The 16,281-nt window shown below is 71.1% G+C and carries 19 protein-coding genes; 7 read left to right on the forward strand and 12 right to left on the reverse strand.

Going from position 1 to position 16,281, the window contains the following annotated elements; translation table 11 throughout:
* Positions 1-13 precede the first annotated feature (13 nt).
* The 3 genes from ACFV2X_RS15415 to ACFV2X_RS15425 all read right to left on the reverse strand — a co-directional run bounded on the left by ACFV2X_RS15415 (position 14) and on the right by ACFV2X_RS15425 (position 1,893).
* Complete coding sequence (locus ACFV2X_RS15415; RefSeq protein ID WP_385616307.1) at positions 14-655, reverse strand: hypothetical protein; 642 nt, start codon at positions 653-655, stop codon at positions 14-16.
* Entirely contained in the window at positions 652-1,086 is a 435-nt protein-coding gene (locus ACFV2X_RS15420; protein ID WP_385616309.1) for an SseB family protein, read from the reverse strand. Before ACFV2X_RS15420 ends, ACFV2X_RS15415 begins: the two co-directional genes overlap by 4 nt.
* Positions 1,087-1,257: 171 nt before the next feature.
* Positions 1,258-1,893: a YigZ family protein gene (locus ACFV2X_RS15425; RefSeq protein ID WP_089511754.1), complete on the reverse strand. Its 636-nt coding sequence runs from the start codon at positions 1,891-1,893 to the stop codon at positions 1,258-1,260.
* Between the two features lie 131 nt (positions 1,894-2,024).
* On the opposite strand from ACFV2X_RS15425, the gene ACFV2X_RS15430 reads away from it, so the two are divergent.
* Entirely contained in the window at positions 2,025-2,432 is a 408-nt protein-coding gene (locus tag ACFV2X_RS15430) for a CoA-binding protein (RefSeq protein WP_385616311.1), read from the forward strand.
* 50 nt (positions 2,433-2,482) lie between these two features.
* Here ACFV2X_RS15430 and ACFV2X_RS15435 read toward each other — a convergent pair whose 3' ends face one another.
* The gene (locus tag ACFV2X_RS15435) at positions 2,483-3,037 is read right to left on the reverse strand and encodes a YbaK/EbsC family protein (RefSeq protein WP_385616312.1); all 555 of its coding nucleotides are present in this window, start codon (positions 3,035-3,037) and stop codon (positions 2,483-2,485) included.
* Positions 3,038-3,081: 44 nt separating this feature from the next.
* Positions 3,082-3,654, reverse strand: coding sequence for a helix-turn-helix domain-containing protein (locus tag ACFV2X_RS15440; protein ID WP_385616314.1), 573 nt, complete (start codon positions 3,652-3,654; stop codon positions 3,082-3,084).
* A 113-nt stretch (positions 3,655-3,767) separates the two neighbouring features.
* Between ACFV2X_RS15440 and ACFV2X_RS15445 the strand changes: the two genes are divergently transcribed.
* Both ACFV2X_RS15445 and ACFV2X_RS15450 read left to right on the forward strand, forming a co-directional pair.
* The gene (locus ACFV2X_RS15445; protein ID WP_385616316.1) at positions 3,768-4,640 is read left to right on the forward strand and encodes an EamA family transporter; all 873 of its coding nucleotides are present in this window, start codon (positions 3,768-3,770) and stop codon (positions 4,638-4,640) included.
* Between the two features lie 101 nt (positions 4,641-4,741).
* A complete protein-coding gene (locus tag ACFV2X_RS15450; RefSeq protein ID WP_385616318.1) occupies positions 4,742-5,296 on the forward strand; it encodes a gamma carbonic anhydrase family protein in 555 nt (184 codons plus the stop codon).
* Positions 5,297-5,344: 48 nt separating this feature from the next.
* Here the strand turns inward: ACFV2X_RS15450 and ACFV2X_RS15455 are convergent, their stop codons facing one another.
* On the reverse strand, positions 5,345-6,040 hold the full coding sequence (locus ACFV2X_RS15455) for a DedA family protein (protein ID WP_385616320.1): 696 nt from the start codon (positions 6,038-6,040) through the stop codon (positions 5,345-5,347).
* A gap of 196 nt (positions 6,041-6,236) precedes the next feature.
* Positions 6,237-6,689 (reverse strand): DUF4442 domain-containing protein, encoded by a 453-nt coding sequence (locus ACFV2X_RS15460; protein ID WP_385616322.1) that lies wholly within the window; start codon positions 6,687-6,689, stop codon positions 6,237-6,239.
* Positions 6,690-6,988: 299 nt separating this feature from the next.
* Here ACFV2X_RS15460 and ACFV2X_RS15465 point away from each other — a divergent pair, with 299 nt between their 5' ends.
* Together ACFV2X_RS15465 and ACFV2X_RS15470 are read left to right on the forward strand one after the other, a co-directional pair.
* The gene (locus ACFV2X_RS15465) at positions 6,989-7,855 is read left to right on the forward strand and encodes a hypothetical protein (protein ID WP_385616324.1); all 867 of its coding nucleotides are present in this window, start codon (positions 6,989-6,991) and stop codon (positions 7,853-7,855) included.
* A 108-nt stretch (positions 7,856-7,963) separates the two neighbouring features.
* Positions 7,964-9,271, forward strand: coding sequence for an MFS transporter (locus tag ACFV2X_RS15470; RefSeq protein WP_385616326.1), 1,308 nt, complete (start codon positions 7,964-7,966; stop codon positions 9,269-9,271).
* Here ACFV2X_RS15470 and ACFV2X_RS15475 read toward each other — a convergent pair.
* Together ACFV2X_RS15475 and tuf are read right to left on the reverse strand one after the other, a co-directional pair.
* Positions 9,258-10,109: a spermidine synthase gene (locus ACFV2X_RS15475; protein WP_385616328.1), complete on the reverse strand. Its 852-nt coding sequence runs from the start codon at positions 10,107-10,109 to the stop codon at positions 9,258-9,260. The genes ACFV2X_RS15470 and ACFV2X_RS15475 overlap by 14 nt on opposite strands.
* A 100-nt stretch (positions 10,110-10,209) precedes the next feature.
* The gene (gene tuf / locus ACFV2X_RS15480) at positions 10,210-11,391 is read right to left on the reverse strand and encodes an elongation factor Tu (RefSeq protein ID WP_385616330.1); all 1,182 of its coding nucleotides are present in this window, start codon (positions 11,389-11,391) and stop codon (positions 10,210-10,212) included.
* A gap of 328 nt (positions 11,392-11,719) precedes the next feature.
* Between tuf and ACFV2X_RS15485 the strand changes: the two genes are divergently transcribed.
* Positions 11,720-12,478: a TVP38/TMEM64 family protein gene (locus tag ACFV2X_RS15485; protein ID WP_385616331.1), complete on the forward strand. Its 759-nt coding sequence runs from the start codon at positions 11,720-11,722 to the stop codon at positions 12,476-12,478.
* Positions 12,479-12,616: 138 nt separating this feature from the next.
* Entirely contained in the window at positions 12,617-13,489 is an 873-nt protein-coding gene (locus ACFV2X_RS15490; RefSeq protein WP_385616333.1) for an undecaprenyl-diphosphate phosphatase, read from the forward strand.
* 435 nt (positions 13,490-13,924) lie between these two features.
* Here ACFV2X_RS15490 and ACFV2X_RS15495 read toward each other — a convergent pair whose 3' ends face one another.
* The 3 genes from ACFV2X_RS15495 to ACFV2X_RS15505 form a co-directional block, all read right to left on the reverse strand.
* Entirely contained in the window at positions 13,925-14,599 is a 675-nt protein-coding gene (locus tag ACFV2X_RS15495) for an HAD family hydrolase (protein WP_385616335.1), read from the reverse strand.
* Complete coding sequence (locus tag ACFV2X_RS15500; protein WP_385616337.1) at positions 14,589-15,230, reverse strand: flavin reductase family protein; 642 nt, start codon at positions 15,228-15,230, stop codon at positions 14,589-14,591. Before ACFV2X_RS15500 ends, ACFV2X_RS15495 begins: the two co-directional genes overlap by 11 nt.
* A 76-nt stretch (positions 15,231-15,306) precedes the next feature.
* Positions 15,307-15,933 carry a DUF4352 domain-containing protein gene (locus ACFV2X_RS15505; RefSeq protein ID WP_385616339.1) on the reverse strand — a complete coding sequence of 209 codons (627 nt, stop codon included), beginning with the start codon at positions 15,931-15,933 and terminating at the stop codon, positions 15,307-15,309.
* Positions 15,934-16,281: the final 348 nt, after the last annotated feature.

Consider the following 16,281-nt stretch of genomic DNA (forward strand, 5'->3'; position numbering starts at 1 on the left):
TACGGGCCCTCGTCTACTCGCCCTCTTGCTGCCCCTGCTGCCTCGCGCGCTCCTCGGGTGAGGGGCCGAAGGTCTCGTCGAGCTGCTGGTTGAAGGTCTTGTCGTCGATACCGAGCGCCTGGTTCATCAGGTCGGTCTGCATACCGCCCCGGCCCTCGGTGAGCAGCGAGCGCCCGGTGTCCTTCCAGGTCTGCGCCATCTCGTCGCCGGCCCGGTCCCAGGACGCCGAGCTGTAGTCCGGCATGTCCGGGGTGAAGATGTCGCCCCAGCTCTGCTTGGCGACCTCCTCCTCCGACAGATGCGGATTGCCGGTCGACGACAGGGCGTTCACCGTGACCTTCAGCGTGTTGCCCCAGTACTGGTCCTCTTCCCACATCACACCCGCGGCCAGACCCAGCCGGTTGGCGATCTCGTTGGCGTCCTGGACCAGCGCCCGGACCCCCCACTCCCAGCGGTCGCAGAACCCCTCGAACGCGTCGGCCAGCCCCTTGCCCCCGGCCTCCATCTTGGACATCGTCATATCCGAGAACCCGGAGCCCTGGAGGGCGCCGGTGTTGTCCCCGACATCCTTGAGCTCGCCGATCGCCGCCCGCAGACCCTTGGTGATCAGGTCCACGGACTCCTTACCGACATTGAGATCCCCGTCTTTGCTCACTGCCCGGCCCCCTGTGCCCGCTCGTCGCCGTCCCCGATGTGGTTCCCGTTCTCGTCCACGTCCACCGCGACCTCATCCGGGACGATCCCGTGCACCGGCGGGAACATCATCGACCCGTCCTCGTCCGCCACGTCCACCGCGACACCCGCGGGGCGGCCCATCTCCGGCACCATCACATCCAGCAGCCGCGCCCCGAGCACGGCCGCGTACTCCCACTCCTGGGCGGGGTCGGAACCGCGTGCGGTGGCGAACCGGGCCAGCGCGGACTCGTCGGTGAACGCGTAGATCCAGCGGATGCCACCGTATTCGGCCGTCATGAAACCGCCGTCGGCCACCGGCACGAGCACCGCCGTGCGCCGGAACTCGCCGACCATCGCGGCCGGATCGCCCGCCCCCGCGCGCACCGCGGCTATGTGCTCAGCCAGTTCCATCGGCGGCCCCCGTTCCTGTCCCGCTTCCCGTTCCGGTGCGTGTCCCAATCAACTCATCACCGTTATCCCTCGTCACGGTACCGTCGCACCGCTCCATGATCACCACTCATGTCATCCACTGTTGCAAACCCCGTACAAACGGCATCCCGCCGCGTCAACAGGCCAAAGGGGTCAGCCGCCCGGGGCGTCCTGGTACGCCTCGCCGCCCAGTTCGAGGGCGGCGGTGCCCGCGGTGGCGTCCGCCAGCCAGGCGCGGAAGGCGTCGACGTCCGCGTCGGGGAGGCCCAGTTCGATCGTCACGGCCTCGGCGTACCGCACGCCGCGCACCGCGCGCCCGGTCGCCCGGAGGTCGTTCTCGAGCCGGCCGGCCCGATCGTGGCCGACGGTGACGGTCGCCAGCCGGAACCGCTGCCGGGTGACGGTGCCCAGCGCGTCCAGTGCCTCGCCGACCACCCCGCCGTACGCGCGGATCAGCCCGCCCGCACCGAGCTTCACACCGCCGTAGTAGCGGGTGACGACGGCCACCACGTACCGCATCTCGCGGCGCAGCAGCATCTGGAGCATCGGCACCCCCGCCGTGCCGCCCGGCTCCCCGTCGTCGCTCGCCTTCTGGACACCGCCGTCGGCGCCGATGACATACGCGTAGCAGTTGTGGGTGGCGGTGGGGTGCTGTTCGCGGACGCGCCGGATGAAGTCCTGGGCTTCGTGCTCGGTCGCGGCGGGCGCGAGGGAGCACAGGAAGCGCGACTTGTTGATCTCGATCTCATGCACGCCCTCGCGCGCGACCGTCCGGTACCGCTCCTGCATCCGGCCACCCTATGTCCTTGTCGTCATGCCTTCGTCGTTGTGCCTTTGTCGTTCGGGGAGCGCCGGGGGAATGGCCCAGCACCTGTCCTGGTTGCCGATCCCAGATGACCATCCGGCCACAGGAGGCAGGCGTGTACGGCGATCCGGCGGAGATCCGCAAGATCCTCACCGAGCTCGGTGACACCTGGGCGGTGGTGGGGCTCTCCTCGAACCAGACGCGCGCGGCGTACCGGGTCGCGGATGTGCTCCAGCGGTACGGCAAGCGGATCGTCCCCGTGCACCCGAAGGCCGAGACGGTGCACGGGGAGCAGGGGTACGCGTCGCTGTCCGACATCCCCTTCGAGGTGGACGTCGTGGACGTGTTCGTCAACAGCGACCTCGCCGGCGCGGTCGCCGACGAGGCCGTGGCCATCGGGGCCAAGGCCGTGTGGTACCAGCTCGGCGTGGTCGACGAGGCGGCGTACGAGCGCACCCGCGCCGCGGGGCTCGCCATGGTGATGGACCGCTGCCCCGCCATCGAACTGCCCCGGCTGGGCTGACCCCGGGCCCGTTGCCCGGCCGGCCCGCACCAGGCCCCGTACCCGGCGGGTCAGACGCCGAGGCCCTCCAGCAGCTCGGCCCCCGGCAGCGCGGCGAGCGCCTTGCCCGGCAGGATCAGCTTGCCGCGGCGGCGGCCGCTGCCGATGAGCACGTACGGGGTGTCGGCGACGGCCGCGTCGACCAGGACCGGCCAGCCGGCGGGCAGGCCGAGGGGCGTGACGCCGCCGAACTCCATACCGGTCTCCCCGAGCGCGGTGTCCATCGGCGCGAACGATGCCTTGCGGGCGCCGAGCCGGCGGCGCACCGCGCCGTTGACGTCCACCCGGGTGTGGGAGAGGACCACACAGGCGGCGAGCGTGACCTCGCCACCGCGCTTGCCCGCGACCACCACGCAGTTCGCGGACTGCTCGACCAGCCAGGCCCCGTAGTGCTCCACGAGCACGGCCGTGTCGGCCTTGTCCGGGTCGGTGTCCACGTACAGCACCTGCTCCACCGGTACCGGGCCGCGCCAGGCGCGCAGCGCGTCGGCCACCGGGGCGGTCAGCAGGTCGAGGCATTCGACGGCGGGACGGTGGTCGTCGAAAGCGTCCATCGGCGTACTCATGCGGTCGAAGCTAGCAGGCCGTCCAGAGGGCGAGAGCCGCCGTCTCAGCGCGCCGGGGGCACCGAGACGGTCATGGTCATCTCCACCGTCTGCGCCCCGTCGTTGCGGTAGCCGTGGGGGGCGCTCGCCTCGAAGGCCGCAGAGGTGCCGGCCGGGACCCGGTAGGTCTCGTCCCCGACGGTCAGCGTCAGCTCGCCCGCCGTGACATACAGCAGCTCGAAGGTGCCGGACGGATGCGGATCCGAGTCGCTGCCGTCACCCGGCATCAGCCGCCACTCCCACATCTCCAGCGGTCCGCGCGCCTCTGTGCCGACGAGGAGCGCGGTGTAGCTGCCGGCGTCGGTGGTCCACATCCGCACCGCCTGGGTGGCGGGGACGAGCTGGACCTTGGGGCCGCTCTCGTAGTCGAGCAGGGTGGTGATGCTCACCCCGAGCGCGTCGGCGAGCTTGACCGTGGTGCCGACGCTCGGATTGGTACGGGCCTGCTCGATCTGGATGATCATGCCTCGGCTGACCCCGGAGCGGGCCGCGAGGGCGTCCAGGGTGAAGCCGCGCTCATTGCGCCAGCGCTTGAGGTTGCGGGCGAGCGACTGGGTGAGCTGATCGAGGTCCGTCACGGTCCGTCCGTCCAATATTCTAAATGGCGTAGTCGAACAAACTGAACTACGGTGGTGCACTCCGCACTGCTGCACTTCCAATGGTTCACCACACTGTACGGCGAGGTCTCACCATGTCCGCACTCTTCGCTCTGGCCACCAGCGTCCTGCTGGGCCTGGCCGACTTCGGCGGAGGGCTTCTCACCCGGCGCACCCCCGCCCTCACCGTGGTCGTCGTCTCCCAGGGCATCGCGGTCGTCGTCCTGGGCGCCATCGTCACGGCCAGTGGCGGATGGACGGAGGTTGGGCCGCAGTTGTGGTACGCCGTCGCGGCGGGCGTGGTGGGGCCGGTCGGGATGCTGTGCTTCTACCGGGCATTGGCGCTCGGCCCGATGGGGGTCGTCTCGCCGATCGGCGCGCTCGGCAGCGTGGCCGTCCCCCTCGGCGTCGGGCTGGCCCTCGGTGAGCGGCCCGGCCTGCCGCAGTTCGCCGGGATCGCGGTCGCGGTGGCCGGGGTCGTGCTGGCGAGCGGGCCGCAGACCGGCGGCACGTCCGTACAGCGGCGGACGCTGATGCTCACGCTGGTCGCGGCGGTCGGCTTCGGGTCGGTCATGACACTGATCGCCGCGGCGTCCACCACACTGACCGGGCTGTTCCTGGCGCTGTTCGTCCAGCGGGTGTGCAACGTGGCGGTCGGCGGCGGCGCGCTGTATGTGTCCGTACGGCGCGGCAGCCCGGCGCTCGACCCGGCCGCCGGGGGCGTGCGCGCACTGTGGGCCGCGCTGCCCGCCCTGGCCTTCGTGGGCCTGGCCGATGTGGCGGGGAACGGCACGTACAGCGTGGCCGCCCAGACCGGCCCGGTGACCGTCGCCGCGGTGCTCGCCGCCCTCTATCCGGTCGTGACCGCGCTCGCGGCGCGCGCGGTCCTCAGCGAGCGGCTGCGCGCGGTGCAGGCCACCGGAGCCGGGCTGGCGCTGGCCGGATCACTGCTGCTCGCGACGGGGTGATCGGGCGCCCTGTGAAGGGTGGGGCTCGCGGGGCTACGGTGCCACCGACCGCCGTTCACGGCGGCGGTGGGTAGCACCAGGCCGAGACCGAGGAGTGGGCAGTGACGGAGCGGGCGTTGATCGCGGGCGTGGGCGGCAAGGAGCCGAAGGTCGACCCGGAGGCGTTCGCCGCCCCGACGTCCGTGGTGATCGGCGATGTGACGCTGGGCGCCGGAGCGAGCGTCTGGTATCACGCGGTGCTGCGCGGCGACGCCGAGGCGATCAGCGTGGGGGCCGGCAGCAATATCCAGGACAACTGCACGATGCACGCCGACCCCGGATTCCCGGCCACCGTCGGCGAGCGGGTGTCGGTGGGCCACAACGCGGTGCTGCACGGCTGTGTCATCGAGGACGATGTCCTCGTCGGCATGGGCGCCACCGTCCTCAACGGCGCCCGCATCGGCACCGGCTCCCTGGTCGCCGCGCAGGCGCTGGTCCCGCAGGGGATGCAGGTGCCGCCGGGCTCGCTGGTCGCGGGGGTGCCGGCGAAGGTCAGGCGGGAGCTGACCGAGGAGGAGCGGGAGGGCATCCGGGCGAACGCGGAGGGCTATATGAAGCTGGCCCGCCACCACCGCGCCGCCACGCTGGAGCGTGAGCGGCGGGAGCGGCAGGCCTGAGCGGACACGGGACCCGAGCGGACGCAGAGCCCAAGCGGACGCGGTGGGTCAGTCGGCGGCCGGGACCCGGTTGGGCTCGGCCGTCCCGGGCCCGGCGCCGGACGCCACCTCGGCTTCGGACCCGGCCTCCGGCGCGGCCGCATGGGACTTCTTCGCCCGCCGCTTCATCACCAGCATCGAGCCGAGGCCGAACAGCAGGGCCGCCACGAGGCCGAGCCAGGAGAAGCGCTTGAGCCAGTCCTCGGCGACCTTGCCGACCGAGTAGATGACCGCGGTGGTGCCACCGGCCCAGACGATGCCACCCAGCACGTTGGCGATGAGGAACTTCCAGTACGGCATGCGCAGACATCCGGCGAGCGGGCCGGCGAAGATGCGCAGCAGCGCGATGAAGCGGCCCACGAAGACCGCCCACATGCCCCACTTCTGGAAGTACCGCTCGGCGTTGGCCACGTGCTCGGCGCTGAAGTGCTTGGGGAACTTCCGGCCCAGCCACGTCAGCAGCGGCTGACCGCCCTTATGGCCGATGAGATAGCCGATCGAGTCGCCGATGACCGCTCCCGCGATGGCGGACGCGCCCAAAATGTACGGATTGATGTGGTCTTGAGAGGCCGCCAACAGGCTGGCGCTGACAAGAATGATCTCCCCGGGAAGCGGGATACCCAGGCTCTCCAGGCCGATGACCACGCCTACCAGCAGATAGACGCTGACCGCCGGAACGGTCTCGAGCCAGTGATCAATGTGCAACGCCGGTTCCTCCCCATTGCCCGTACTCTTCCCGCCGTGCACCGATTGGGCGCACGGCGGGAAGCCTACTCAATCAGCGCGCGGCCGCCACATCGCACATGCCGCATCGATGATCATGGGCGCGGCGCTCGCCACCGCGCTCCCCCCATGGGAGACGGTCCACGACACCACTAAGGTTCCCGACAGGTGACGACGGTCACGACTGGGGGCGCAGGGTCCAGATCACCGTCATCTCACCGGTGACCGCCCCGTCCTCGCGGGTGATCGCGACATGGACCGGAAACTCGGGGCGCCGGCCCTCGTCGAGCTCGGCGATCACCTCGACGGCCGGGCGGCCCAGCCGGGCGGTCGCGGTGACCATCCCCTTGGCGACCTTCTTGAAGTCGATCTCCGCGCGCACGGGCAGCGGTACGGCGCGGGAGAGCTGGTCACCGAACGCGGCGAGCACGATCGCGCCACTCGCCGACTCGGCGAGGGTGAACATGGCGCCCGCATGCGGCCCGCCGACGTGGTTGCCGAACTCGGGCTGGTCGGGCAGGCGCAGCACCGCGTGCTCGGCCGAGGTCTCGACGTACTCCAGGTTCAGGGTGCGCACCATGGGCACCGTGGCAGTGAGCAGTTCACCGATGGACGGCTGGGTCTCTGACATGGCCCGAAGTTACCACTCAGTAGCGTTTACCGGGAAGGGGCGGCCATAGCCGCCATCTGCGGTCCCCTTTATGGTTACTGGCCATGTGGCCAGGACAGCAGCCGCCCGGGGGCGAGCAGAACCCGCAAAATCCGAACCCCTATCAGCAGCCGGGGTATCAACAGCCCAACCCGTATCAGCAGCCGGGTTACCACCAGCCGAATCCGTATCAGCAGCCCCAGCCGCCTCAGTCGGGGCAGCCTCAGGGTCAGCCCCAGCCGCAGGCTCAACCGCAGCAGCAGCCGCAGCAGATGTACGACATGCCCACACAGGCATGGGGCACCCCCGCCGTGCAGCCGGGCCCGCCCGAGCCGCCGCGGAAGAAAAACCGTACGGCCGTCATCGCCATCGTCGCGGCGGTGGCGGTGGTCGCGGCCGCCGCGGTGACCGCCGTGCTGGTGATCAACAAGGACGACGACAAGAAGGACGCCGCGAAGGGCGACAAGAAGCCCTCCGCAGCCGCGTCCTCGGCCAAGGACACGCCCTCTCAGGACGACGGCGGCAGCGACGAGGACAACCCGCGCGTGGGCCAGACCGTCGAGCCGGTCATCCCCGGCTGGAAGACGGTCACCAACCCCAAGCGCCACGACGCCTTCGACGTTCCGACCGACTGGTATGTGGCGTCCCCCGACACCATGAGCAGTTACTCCAAGGACGGCAAGCCGATCATCTCGATGACCGGTCCCGCCTATTACAAGAAGGACAACTGCACGGTCAAGGACAAGAAGACCGGCGTCACCTTGTCGAGCCCCGTGGCCGGAGCGGGCACCAAGGGCGCCCAAGGTGCCAAGAGCCAGGCCGAGGCCGCCAAGACCGAGGCCAACAACTGGCTCTACGCCGTGTTCGACCAGAACGAGACCGGCGACTACAAATTCACCCAGCTCCCCAAGAAGTTCACCAATAAATACGGCATCAAGGGCTATTCCGCCGCGGCCACCGTCACCGGTGTGAAGAAGACCGGCAAGTGCGCGTCGGACGGCAAAACGTTCACGGTCACCTACACGGACATCAACGGCGACTGGGCGACCTGGGTCCTCTACGCGGCCAAGGGCGTCAAGGACGAGGTTTCCGACGAGACCATCAAGAAGGTCATGAGCACGCTGCGGCCGCTGAAGTCCGGTGCCTGAGCCGACTCTCCCCCCGAGCCGACTCCCCTCCTGAGCCGCTTCCCTTCCTGAGCCGATCAGGCCGAAATCCGGTTGGCGCCGGAGCCCGCCCCCGGGGATAGTCCGCTGGTGACCATCCCCTCGGCCCCGCGCCACCGCCCCCGCCGCCCCGCCTGGGCCGGCCGCAACTACACCCTGCTGACCGCCGCCGCCGTGGTGACGGGCCTCGGCAACGCCGGAGCCCTGATCGCGGCGGCGTTCGCGGTCCTGGACGCCGGCGGGGACAGCGGCGACGTCGGCCTCGTCGCCGCGGCCCGCACCATCCCGCTCGTGGTCTTTCTGCTGATCGGCGGCGCGGTCGCGGACCGGCTGCCGAGGCACCGCGTGATGGTCGCGGCCAACACCCTCAACTGCCTGTCCCAGGCCGCGTTCGCCGCGCTTGTGCTGTCGGGCGAGGCACGGCTGTGGCAGATGGCCGTGCTCGCCGCGCTCGGCGGCACCGGGCAGGCGTTCTTCTCCCCCGCCGCCGAGGGCATGCTGCTCTCCAGCGTGGAGGGCGAACAGGCCGGCCGCGCCTTCGCGGTCTTCCGGATGGGCATGAACGGCTCGCAGATCGGCGGCGCGGCGCTCGGCGGCGCGCTGATCGCGGCCTTCGGCCCCGGCTGGGTGCTGGTCGTCGACGCCGCCGCCTTCGCCCTCGCCGGAGCCCTGCGCGCCTTCCTCGACGTCGGGCCGGTGGCCAGGCGCGCGGGCGGCGGATTGCTGCGGGATCTGCGCGAGGGGTGGCAGGAGGTGGCCGGCCGGGCCTGGCTGTGGAGCATCGTGGTGCAGTTCTCGGTGGTCAACGCCGTGGTGGCGGCAGCCGAGGCGGTGTACGGGCCGCTGGTCGCCGAGGAGCACCTGGGCGGCGCGCGGCCCTGGGGGCTCGCCCTCGCCGCGTTCGGAGCCGGCACCGTCCTGGGCGGGCTGCTGATGACGCGCTGGAAGCCGCAACGGCTGCTGCTGGTCGGCACGGTGTGCGTGTTCCCGTTCGCCCTCCCGTCGGCCGCGCTCGCCGTCCCGCTGCCCGTCCCCGCCCTCTGCGCGGTGATGTTCGTCGGCGGCCTCTCCATAGAGGTGTTCGGCGTGTCCTGGATGACCGCGCTGCACCAGGAGATCCCCGAGGACAAGCTGTCGCGGGTCGCCGCGTACGACTGGTTCGGCTCGGTGTCCATGATTCCGGTCGCCACGGCGCTCACGGGCCCGGCCGAGAGCGCCTTCGGCCGCACCGCCGCGCTGTGGGGGTGCTCGGCGCTGATCCTGCTGCTGACCCTGGCCGTGCTGACGGTGCCTGAGGTACGCCGACTACGGCGGCGCACGCCCGCGCCCGCGGCCACCCACGCCGAGCCCGCCGAAATCGCCGAGCCCGCCGCGGAGAGCGGAATCAGCCAATACTGAACGCGCCGCCCGGCGGCTCCGGTGAGGGCACCGCGTCCACATCCCGTACCGGCGCGGCCCCTTGGACGAAGCGCTCCAGCGCCGCCCCGTGCTCGACCCGCGCCGGGAAGGCGTCGGCGGCGGTGCGGCGCGCCAGGTCGTCGACGGGCAGTTCATCGTCCGAGGCCACGAGCACCGCGTTGCCGAACCGCCGGCCGCGCAGCACGGCGGGCTCGGCGATCAGACACAGATGGGCGAAGGCTGCTTGGAGCGTGGCCACTTGGGAGCGGAGGAAGCTGAAGGGCGCGCTGTCGGCGAGGTTGGCCGTATAGCGGCCGCCCGGGCGCAGCGCCCGGGCGGCGGCGCGGGCGTACTCGACGGAGGTGAGATGCGCGGGGACACGCGCACCGCCGAAGACATCGGCCACGATCACATCGGCGGACGCCTCGGGTGCGGCCTCCAGCGCGGTACGGGCGTCCGCCCGGCGCACCGCGATCCCCGACCCGGCGGGCAGCGGCAGCCGCTCGGCGACCAGCTCCAGCAGCTTGCCGTCGGCCTCGATCACCTCCTGGCGCGAACCGGGGCGGACGGCCGCCACGAAGCGCGGCAGGGTCAGCGCCCCGCCGCCCAGGTGCAGCACGTCCAGCGGGGTACCGGGGGCGCCGGTGAGCTCCAGGACGTGCGCGAGCCGCCGCGCGTACTCGAACTCCAGGTGGGTGGGGTCGTCCAGGTCGACGTACGACTGGGGGGAGCCGTCCAGCGTGAGCAGCCAGGCGCGCGGGCGGTCCACGTCGGGCATCAGCTTGGCGGTGCCGTGGTCCACGTCACGGATCACGGGTATCGGCTCGTCCACGCTCATATTGTGCCGTGTGACCACGCGCTTCACGCAGCCACGGCCGCCCCGGTACGGCCGGCCCCCGGCGTACCGGGGCGGCCTCAAGTACCGGGGCGGCCGTGGCTCACGGCTGGTCCGCCACCGCGATGACCGTGCCCGCGCCCACCGTCCGCCCGCCCTCGCGGATCGCGAAGCCCAGGCCGGACTCCAGCGGCAGCGCGCGCCCGAGCTCGACGTCCATGGTGACGGTGTCACCTGGCCGGGCCACGCCCGTCACGCCGAGGTCGACATCGCCGACCATATCGGCCGTGCGGATGTAGAACTGCGGGCGGTAGCCGGTGGAGATCGGCGTGCGCCGGCCTCCCTCGGCCGTCGACAGGACGTACACCCGCGCGCTGAAGCGCCGCCGGGGCACCACACTGCCGGGCGCGGCGACCACATGGCCGCGGCGCACCGTGTCCCGCGCGACGCCCCGCAGCAGCAGCGCCACGTTGTCCCCGGCCTCGGCGAACTCCATCGGTTTGCCGAACGTCTCGACGCCCGTGACCACCGTCGTGGTGCCGGCGCCCAGCACCTCCACATGGTCGCCGACACGGACCGTGCCGCGCTCGACGGCGCCGGTGACGACCGTGCCGCGCCCGGTGATGGTCAGCACGTTCTCCACCGGGAGCAGGAACGGCGCGTCGGTGTAGCGCACCGGCATCGGCACATAGGTGTCGACCGCGTCGAGCAGCGCCTCGATGGAGCCGGTCCAGCGCGGGTCGCCGGCCAGCGCGCGCAGCCCGGAGACCCGTACGACGGGGGTGGACTCGCCGGGATAGCCGTGCGCGGACAGCAGTTCGCGCACCTCGAGCTCGACGAGGTCGGTGAGCTCCGGGTCGCCCGCGTCGGCCTTGTTGAGGGCGACCACGATGTGGTCCACCCCCACCTGACGGGCGAGCAGTACGTGCTCGGCGGTCTGCGGCATGACGCCGTCGAGCGCCGAGACGACGAGGATCGCCCCGTCGAGCTGGGCGGCGCCGGTCACCATGTTCTTGATGAAGTCGGCGTGGCCCGGCATGTCGACATGCGCGTAGTGGCGGGTGTCGGTCTCGTACTCGACGTGCGCGATGTTGATGGTGATGCCGCGCGCCGCCTCCTCCGGCGCCCGGTCGATGCGCTCGAAGGGGACGTATGTGCCGCCGGCGCCGCGCTCGCTGAGCACCTTGGTGATGGCGGCGGTCAACGTGGTCTTGCCGTGGTCGACATGGCCGATGGTGCCGATGTTCAGATGCGGCTTGGTGCGCACGTAGACCTGCTTGGACATGCTCCCGTTCCTCCTCGGAACAGCGATGGGTGAAAGGAGGACCCCAGGGCCGGACCGACCCTCCCCTGGTGGGGTCCGGTCGGAGCTGTCCGGGGAGGGTCAGAGTCGGGCGCCGTCGAGGCAGGCGGATGCGCAGGCCGCGGCAGGCGCTGCGAGAGAGACGACGGCAGCCTTCGGCGCGTCCGCGACCGCGGACACAAGCTCGAAGAAGGGCTGCCGGAACATGCGTTGATCGTCGCCTATCGCGGGACGCCCGTCGACTGGTTTTTCCCGGTCTGGATCCCACGACCCGACCTGGCACTTCATTCCCGTCGGTTACGCTCCTTCGGTGCTCGATGCCGCTGCCCCGCCCGCGCCCGCCGCACCGGCCGCGCGCCGCGCCCGCGCGCTGTTCTCGCCGCGGTTGCGCCTGTGCCTGCTGGTGGCGCTGTTGGCGGGTGCGGCGGGCGCGGTATGGGCGTGGCAACCGCACCGGCTGCTGGCCGACGGGTGGCCGCCGCAGCTGTCCGGCGCCACGGCCGCGGTGGTGTTCGCGGTCGTCTACGGGGGCTGCGCCGCGGCCCTGGTGCCGCGGCCGCTGCTGAATCTGGCGGCCGGCGCACTGTTCGGGGCGTCCACGGGGCTGGCCGCGGCGGTGGCCGGCACGGTGCTCGGCGCCGGTGTCTCATTCGGCCTGGGTCGGCTGCTGGGGCAGGACGCGCTGCGGCCGCTGCTGCGCGGCCGCTGGCTGATGGCGGCCGATCGGCAGCTGAGCCGGCACGGGTTCCGCTCGATGCTGGCGATCCGGCTGTTCCCGGGCGTACCTTTCGCCGCCGCGAATTACTGCGCCGCCGTATCACGGATGGGCTGGCTGCCCTTCCTGCTGGCGACCGGCCTCGGCAGTGTGCCGAACACCGCCGCGTACGCGGTGGCGGGCAGCCGCGCCACCACCCCGACCTCGCCGGTGTTCCTGGCCGCGCTGGCGTGTATCGCGCTGCCCGCGCTCGCGGGTTTCGTGGTGGCCTGGCGCAGGCGGGCGCGGCTTGGCAAGACCGCTCCGGAAACCGATCAGTGCACCCCGCCGGTGGCCGGAAGACCAGGGTCTTAGTAGGGCTCTTACCAAGGGACGGTACGCTGCCCGACGACCGGCGTTGATCCACAGCGGCCGGTCTTCCCCGTCGGCCACCCCGCCTGACCCGCCGCTGCGCCGGTCAGTGCATGATCAGCCTTGGATAGCGTAGACGCGATGTCGTGGTTCGAATCTTTCATTCTCGGGCTGGTCCAGGGGCTGACCGAGTTCCTGCCGATCTCCTCCAGCGCCCATCTGCGGCTCACCGCCGCCTTCGCGGGGTGGGAAGACCCCGGCCCCGCCTTCACGGCCATCACTCAGATCGGCACCGAGCTCGCCGTGCTGATCTACTTCCGCAAGGACATCGCCAACATCGTCTCGGCGTGGTTCCGCTCGCTCTTCAACAAGGAGTGGCGCGGCAACCATGACGCCCAGATGGGCTGGTTGGTGATCGTCGGCTCGATACCCATCGGTGTGCTCGGGGTGACCCTCAAGGACCAGATCGAGGGCCCGTTCCGTGATCTGCGGCTCACCGCCACCATGCTGGTGGTGATGGGCATCATCCTGGGCTTCGCCGACTGGCGGGCGGCCCGCGACGAGAGCGGCGGCAAGCACCGCACCCCCGTACAGCGCAAGACACTGCGCGAACTCGGGGTCAAGGACGGCCTGATCTTCGGTGTCTGCCAGGCGATGGCGCTGGTGCCGGGCGTGTCCCGGTCCGGCGCGACGATCAGCGGCGGTCTGCTGATGGGCTATACGCGCGAGTCGGCGGCCCGCTACTCGTTCCTCCTCGCGGTGCCCGCGGTGCTGGCCTCGGGAGCGTACGAGCTGAAGGACGCCTCGGACGGGCATACGGCGTGGGGCCCGACGATCTTCGCGACGGTGATCGCTTTCATCGTGGGATATGCGGTCATCGCCTGGTTCATGAAGTTCATCAGCACCAAGAGCTTTATGCCGTTTGTGGTCTACCGGGTGCTGCTGGGCCTGGCGGTGTTCGCGCTCGTCGCGTTCGGCGTGCTGAGCGCGCACGCGGCCGAGTCCGCGGGCTGACGGAGACGGAGCGGAAGCGGAGACGGAAAGCGCCTCCCGAGATCGGAGCGGCAGCGGTTCTGCGGGGTTCGATCCCCGCACGCGCGAACGCGTTTCTACCCAAAAGAAGTAACCGCAAGCCTGCGCACCGGGAGGCGCGGGACCCACTCTAGCCGCCCGCGTCGCCGGGGCCGATCGAATAAACGATCCGCCTCCGGACGACGCGGGCGGCTTTGTGCAGCGGCCTTGTGCAGCGGCCTTCACGACGGGAAGAGGGGGTGGGCCGCCGGCCGAGGAGGGAGGGAGTCCGGCGGCCCCTTCGCCCAGGTCTGGCACACCTGAGCGGGCTGTATGAAGACTCAACCACCACACCGCGTTCCGCGGGAGGGTGTGCGGTAGATATATGCATGCACTCTCATCACACGGGGTGTGAATTCGTCACACTCCGTGCGAGCCCTACCCAACGCTGCGGGCCGCCTCGATCGCCCCGGGCAGCTCGGTCAGCGAGTCCACGCACCAGTCCGCCATCGCCGCGTCGGCCGAGCGCGCCCAGAGATGCCCCCACGGCCCACGCCTGATATGCGCCGCCCGCAGCCCGGCGGCCTTGGCGGGACGGATGTCGAGCGCCGGGTAGTCGCCCACGTACACGGTCTCGTGAGGAGCGGCTTGCGCCAGGTCCACGACCTGGCCGAAGAAGCGCGGATCGGGCTTGGCGACGCCCCACTGCGCGGAGGTGGCGACCCCGTCCACCGGCAGCTGCAGCGCGCGCAGCAGCTCACCCATGCGCTCCGTCTGGTTCCCGGCCACGACCACCCGGACTCCGAGCGCCCGCAGCGCGCCCAGGGCCGGCCGTACGTCCGGATACAGATCCGCCTCCTCCAGGCGCTCCCCGCACCCGGCCGCCTCGCGCGCCCGCCGCTCAGCCCGGATGTCCGCCCCCGGCCGCACGAGCCGGATCGCCTCCACGTCCTCCCGCCCCCGCGCGACCACCGCCCCGACCAGCGCGGACAGCGTATGGCGGGGAACCTCCAGCCAGTCGGCCCACGCGGCCCAGTACCGGTCCTCACGTACCAGAGTCGAGCCGACGTCGAAGACGATCGCCGCCGGCGCGGACCCCGCCCTACGAACCACCCTGCCCGCCGAATCCGGAGCCGCCCGCGCCACCCTCCCAGTCCGCGTACCGGATCCGGGGCCGCTCCAGCACCTCTCCGAGCGTCGCCCACTCGTCCTTGCCCAGCCGGGCCAGCGGACGCAGCCTGGTCACCTCGGGGTGGCCGTCGTCCATGACGTGCTCATCGACCGCGGCGTGCACCACCCGGCCGAACACCACGGTGGAGTCCCCGAGCCGCACCGTGCTGTGCAGCTCACACTCCAGCGCGACCGACGAGGCCGCCACCCGCGGCGGCTTCACCCGCAGACTCGGCTCCCGCGCGATGCCCACCGCCTCGAACTCCCCGACCTCGGGCGGAAAGTCCGTCGCCGTCTCGTTGATCTGCTCAAACAGCTGCTCGGGCGCGAAGTTCACCACGAACTCCCCGGTCTCCTCCACATTGCGCAGCGAGTCCTTGCGCCCCACCGAGGTGAACTGCACGATCGGCGGGGCCACACAGGCGACCGTGAAGAAGGAGTGCGGCGCCAGATTGCAGGTCCCGGCGGCCGAGACGGTGGACACCCAGGCGATCGGCCGGGGGACGACCACGGAGGTCAGCAGCTTGTAGAAGGGAGTGCGGCCTACGGCCTCGGGATCGAATTCAATACGCATACCGCCCAGTATCCGCATATACGGCGGCCCATCCCAAGGGCGGCTCGCGGTCTCACCCAGCCTGTGGGGACAGACCCTAGAGGGTCCACCTTCCGGTGCGTGCCGGGTCGGCCGATATGCGGTTCATCAGAAACGTCACGGTCGTGACCTTCACGCCCTTCGGCACGTCGAAGATCACCCAGCCGGTGGCCCGTTGCCCCGGTGAGATATTCATGATCATGCCGTCCCCCATGGGCTTGCCGGCATCGGAATCCCCGGGCTTGCCGTGGTGTTCCGCACCGGCGGCGTCGATGACCGTCGGCGGCGTGTACGGGAGTTCGCCGTAGGCGACCTGGCCGGTGTTCACGATCGTGAACTCCGCTGCGACCAGGCGGCTTCCGTCCTTGGGCTCGAAGGCGCCGAGCCCGGGCTTCGCGTTGTCCACGAACTTGTTCAGCGTGACGTCGGCCGTGGGCACGCCCGTTGAACCCAGGCCCGCTGTTCCTACGAGCGAGAGGGTGTCGCCGAGCTTGGCGCCCGTCGAGCTCGCGCTGCTGGGCGCGGCCTCCGGCGACTTCTCACCGCCGGGTTCGGCGGCGGCGCTGGAGTGGCTGCCCTTCTTCGTCGTCCCGGCCTTGTCGCCGTCCCCGTCCGACCCATTACAAGCGGTGAGAGCGGCGGTGAGTGCGACGACCGCCGCGGCGGCAGCGATGGAACGGTGCATGGAATCCCCCGTACATTCCGTGAAATCAGATCAGTGGCGACGTCCTCATATCCTCGTACACCACAGTGCGCCTGGGATGTTCGTTCTGTAACTGAACGGTGCCAAACCGGAGTGGGGCGCGAGAGCCTGCGGCCCCGCGCCCCGGATCGCCTCACTTATTGGTCTTGGGCAGGCCCGGCGGGTTGATCTCCGACTTCTCGATGGCCTCGGCCGACAGGCCCCAGCGCCCCAGCGCCCCAGCACCTTCGCATAGCTGCCGCCGCGGCGGTCGTCGCACTCACCGCCGCTCTCACCGCTTGTAACGGGTGGAGGCCGACCGCTTGGGCGGTCCGCCGCCGAGTCAGACGC

The sequence above is a fragment of the Streptomyces sp. NPDC059679 genome (genome assembly GCF_042734105.1).
Classification (GTDB): domain Bacteria; phylum Actinomycetota; class Actinomycetes; order Streptomycetales; family Streptomycetaceae; genus Streptomyces.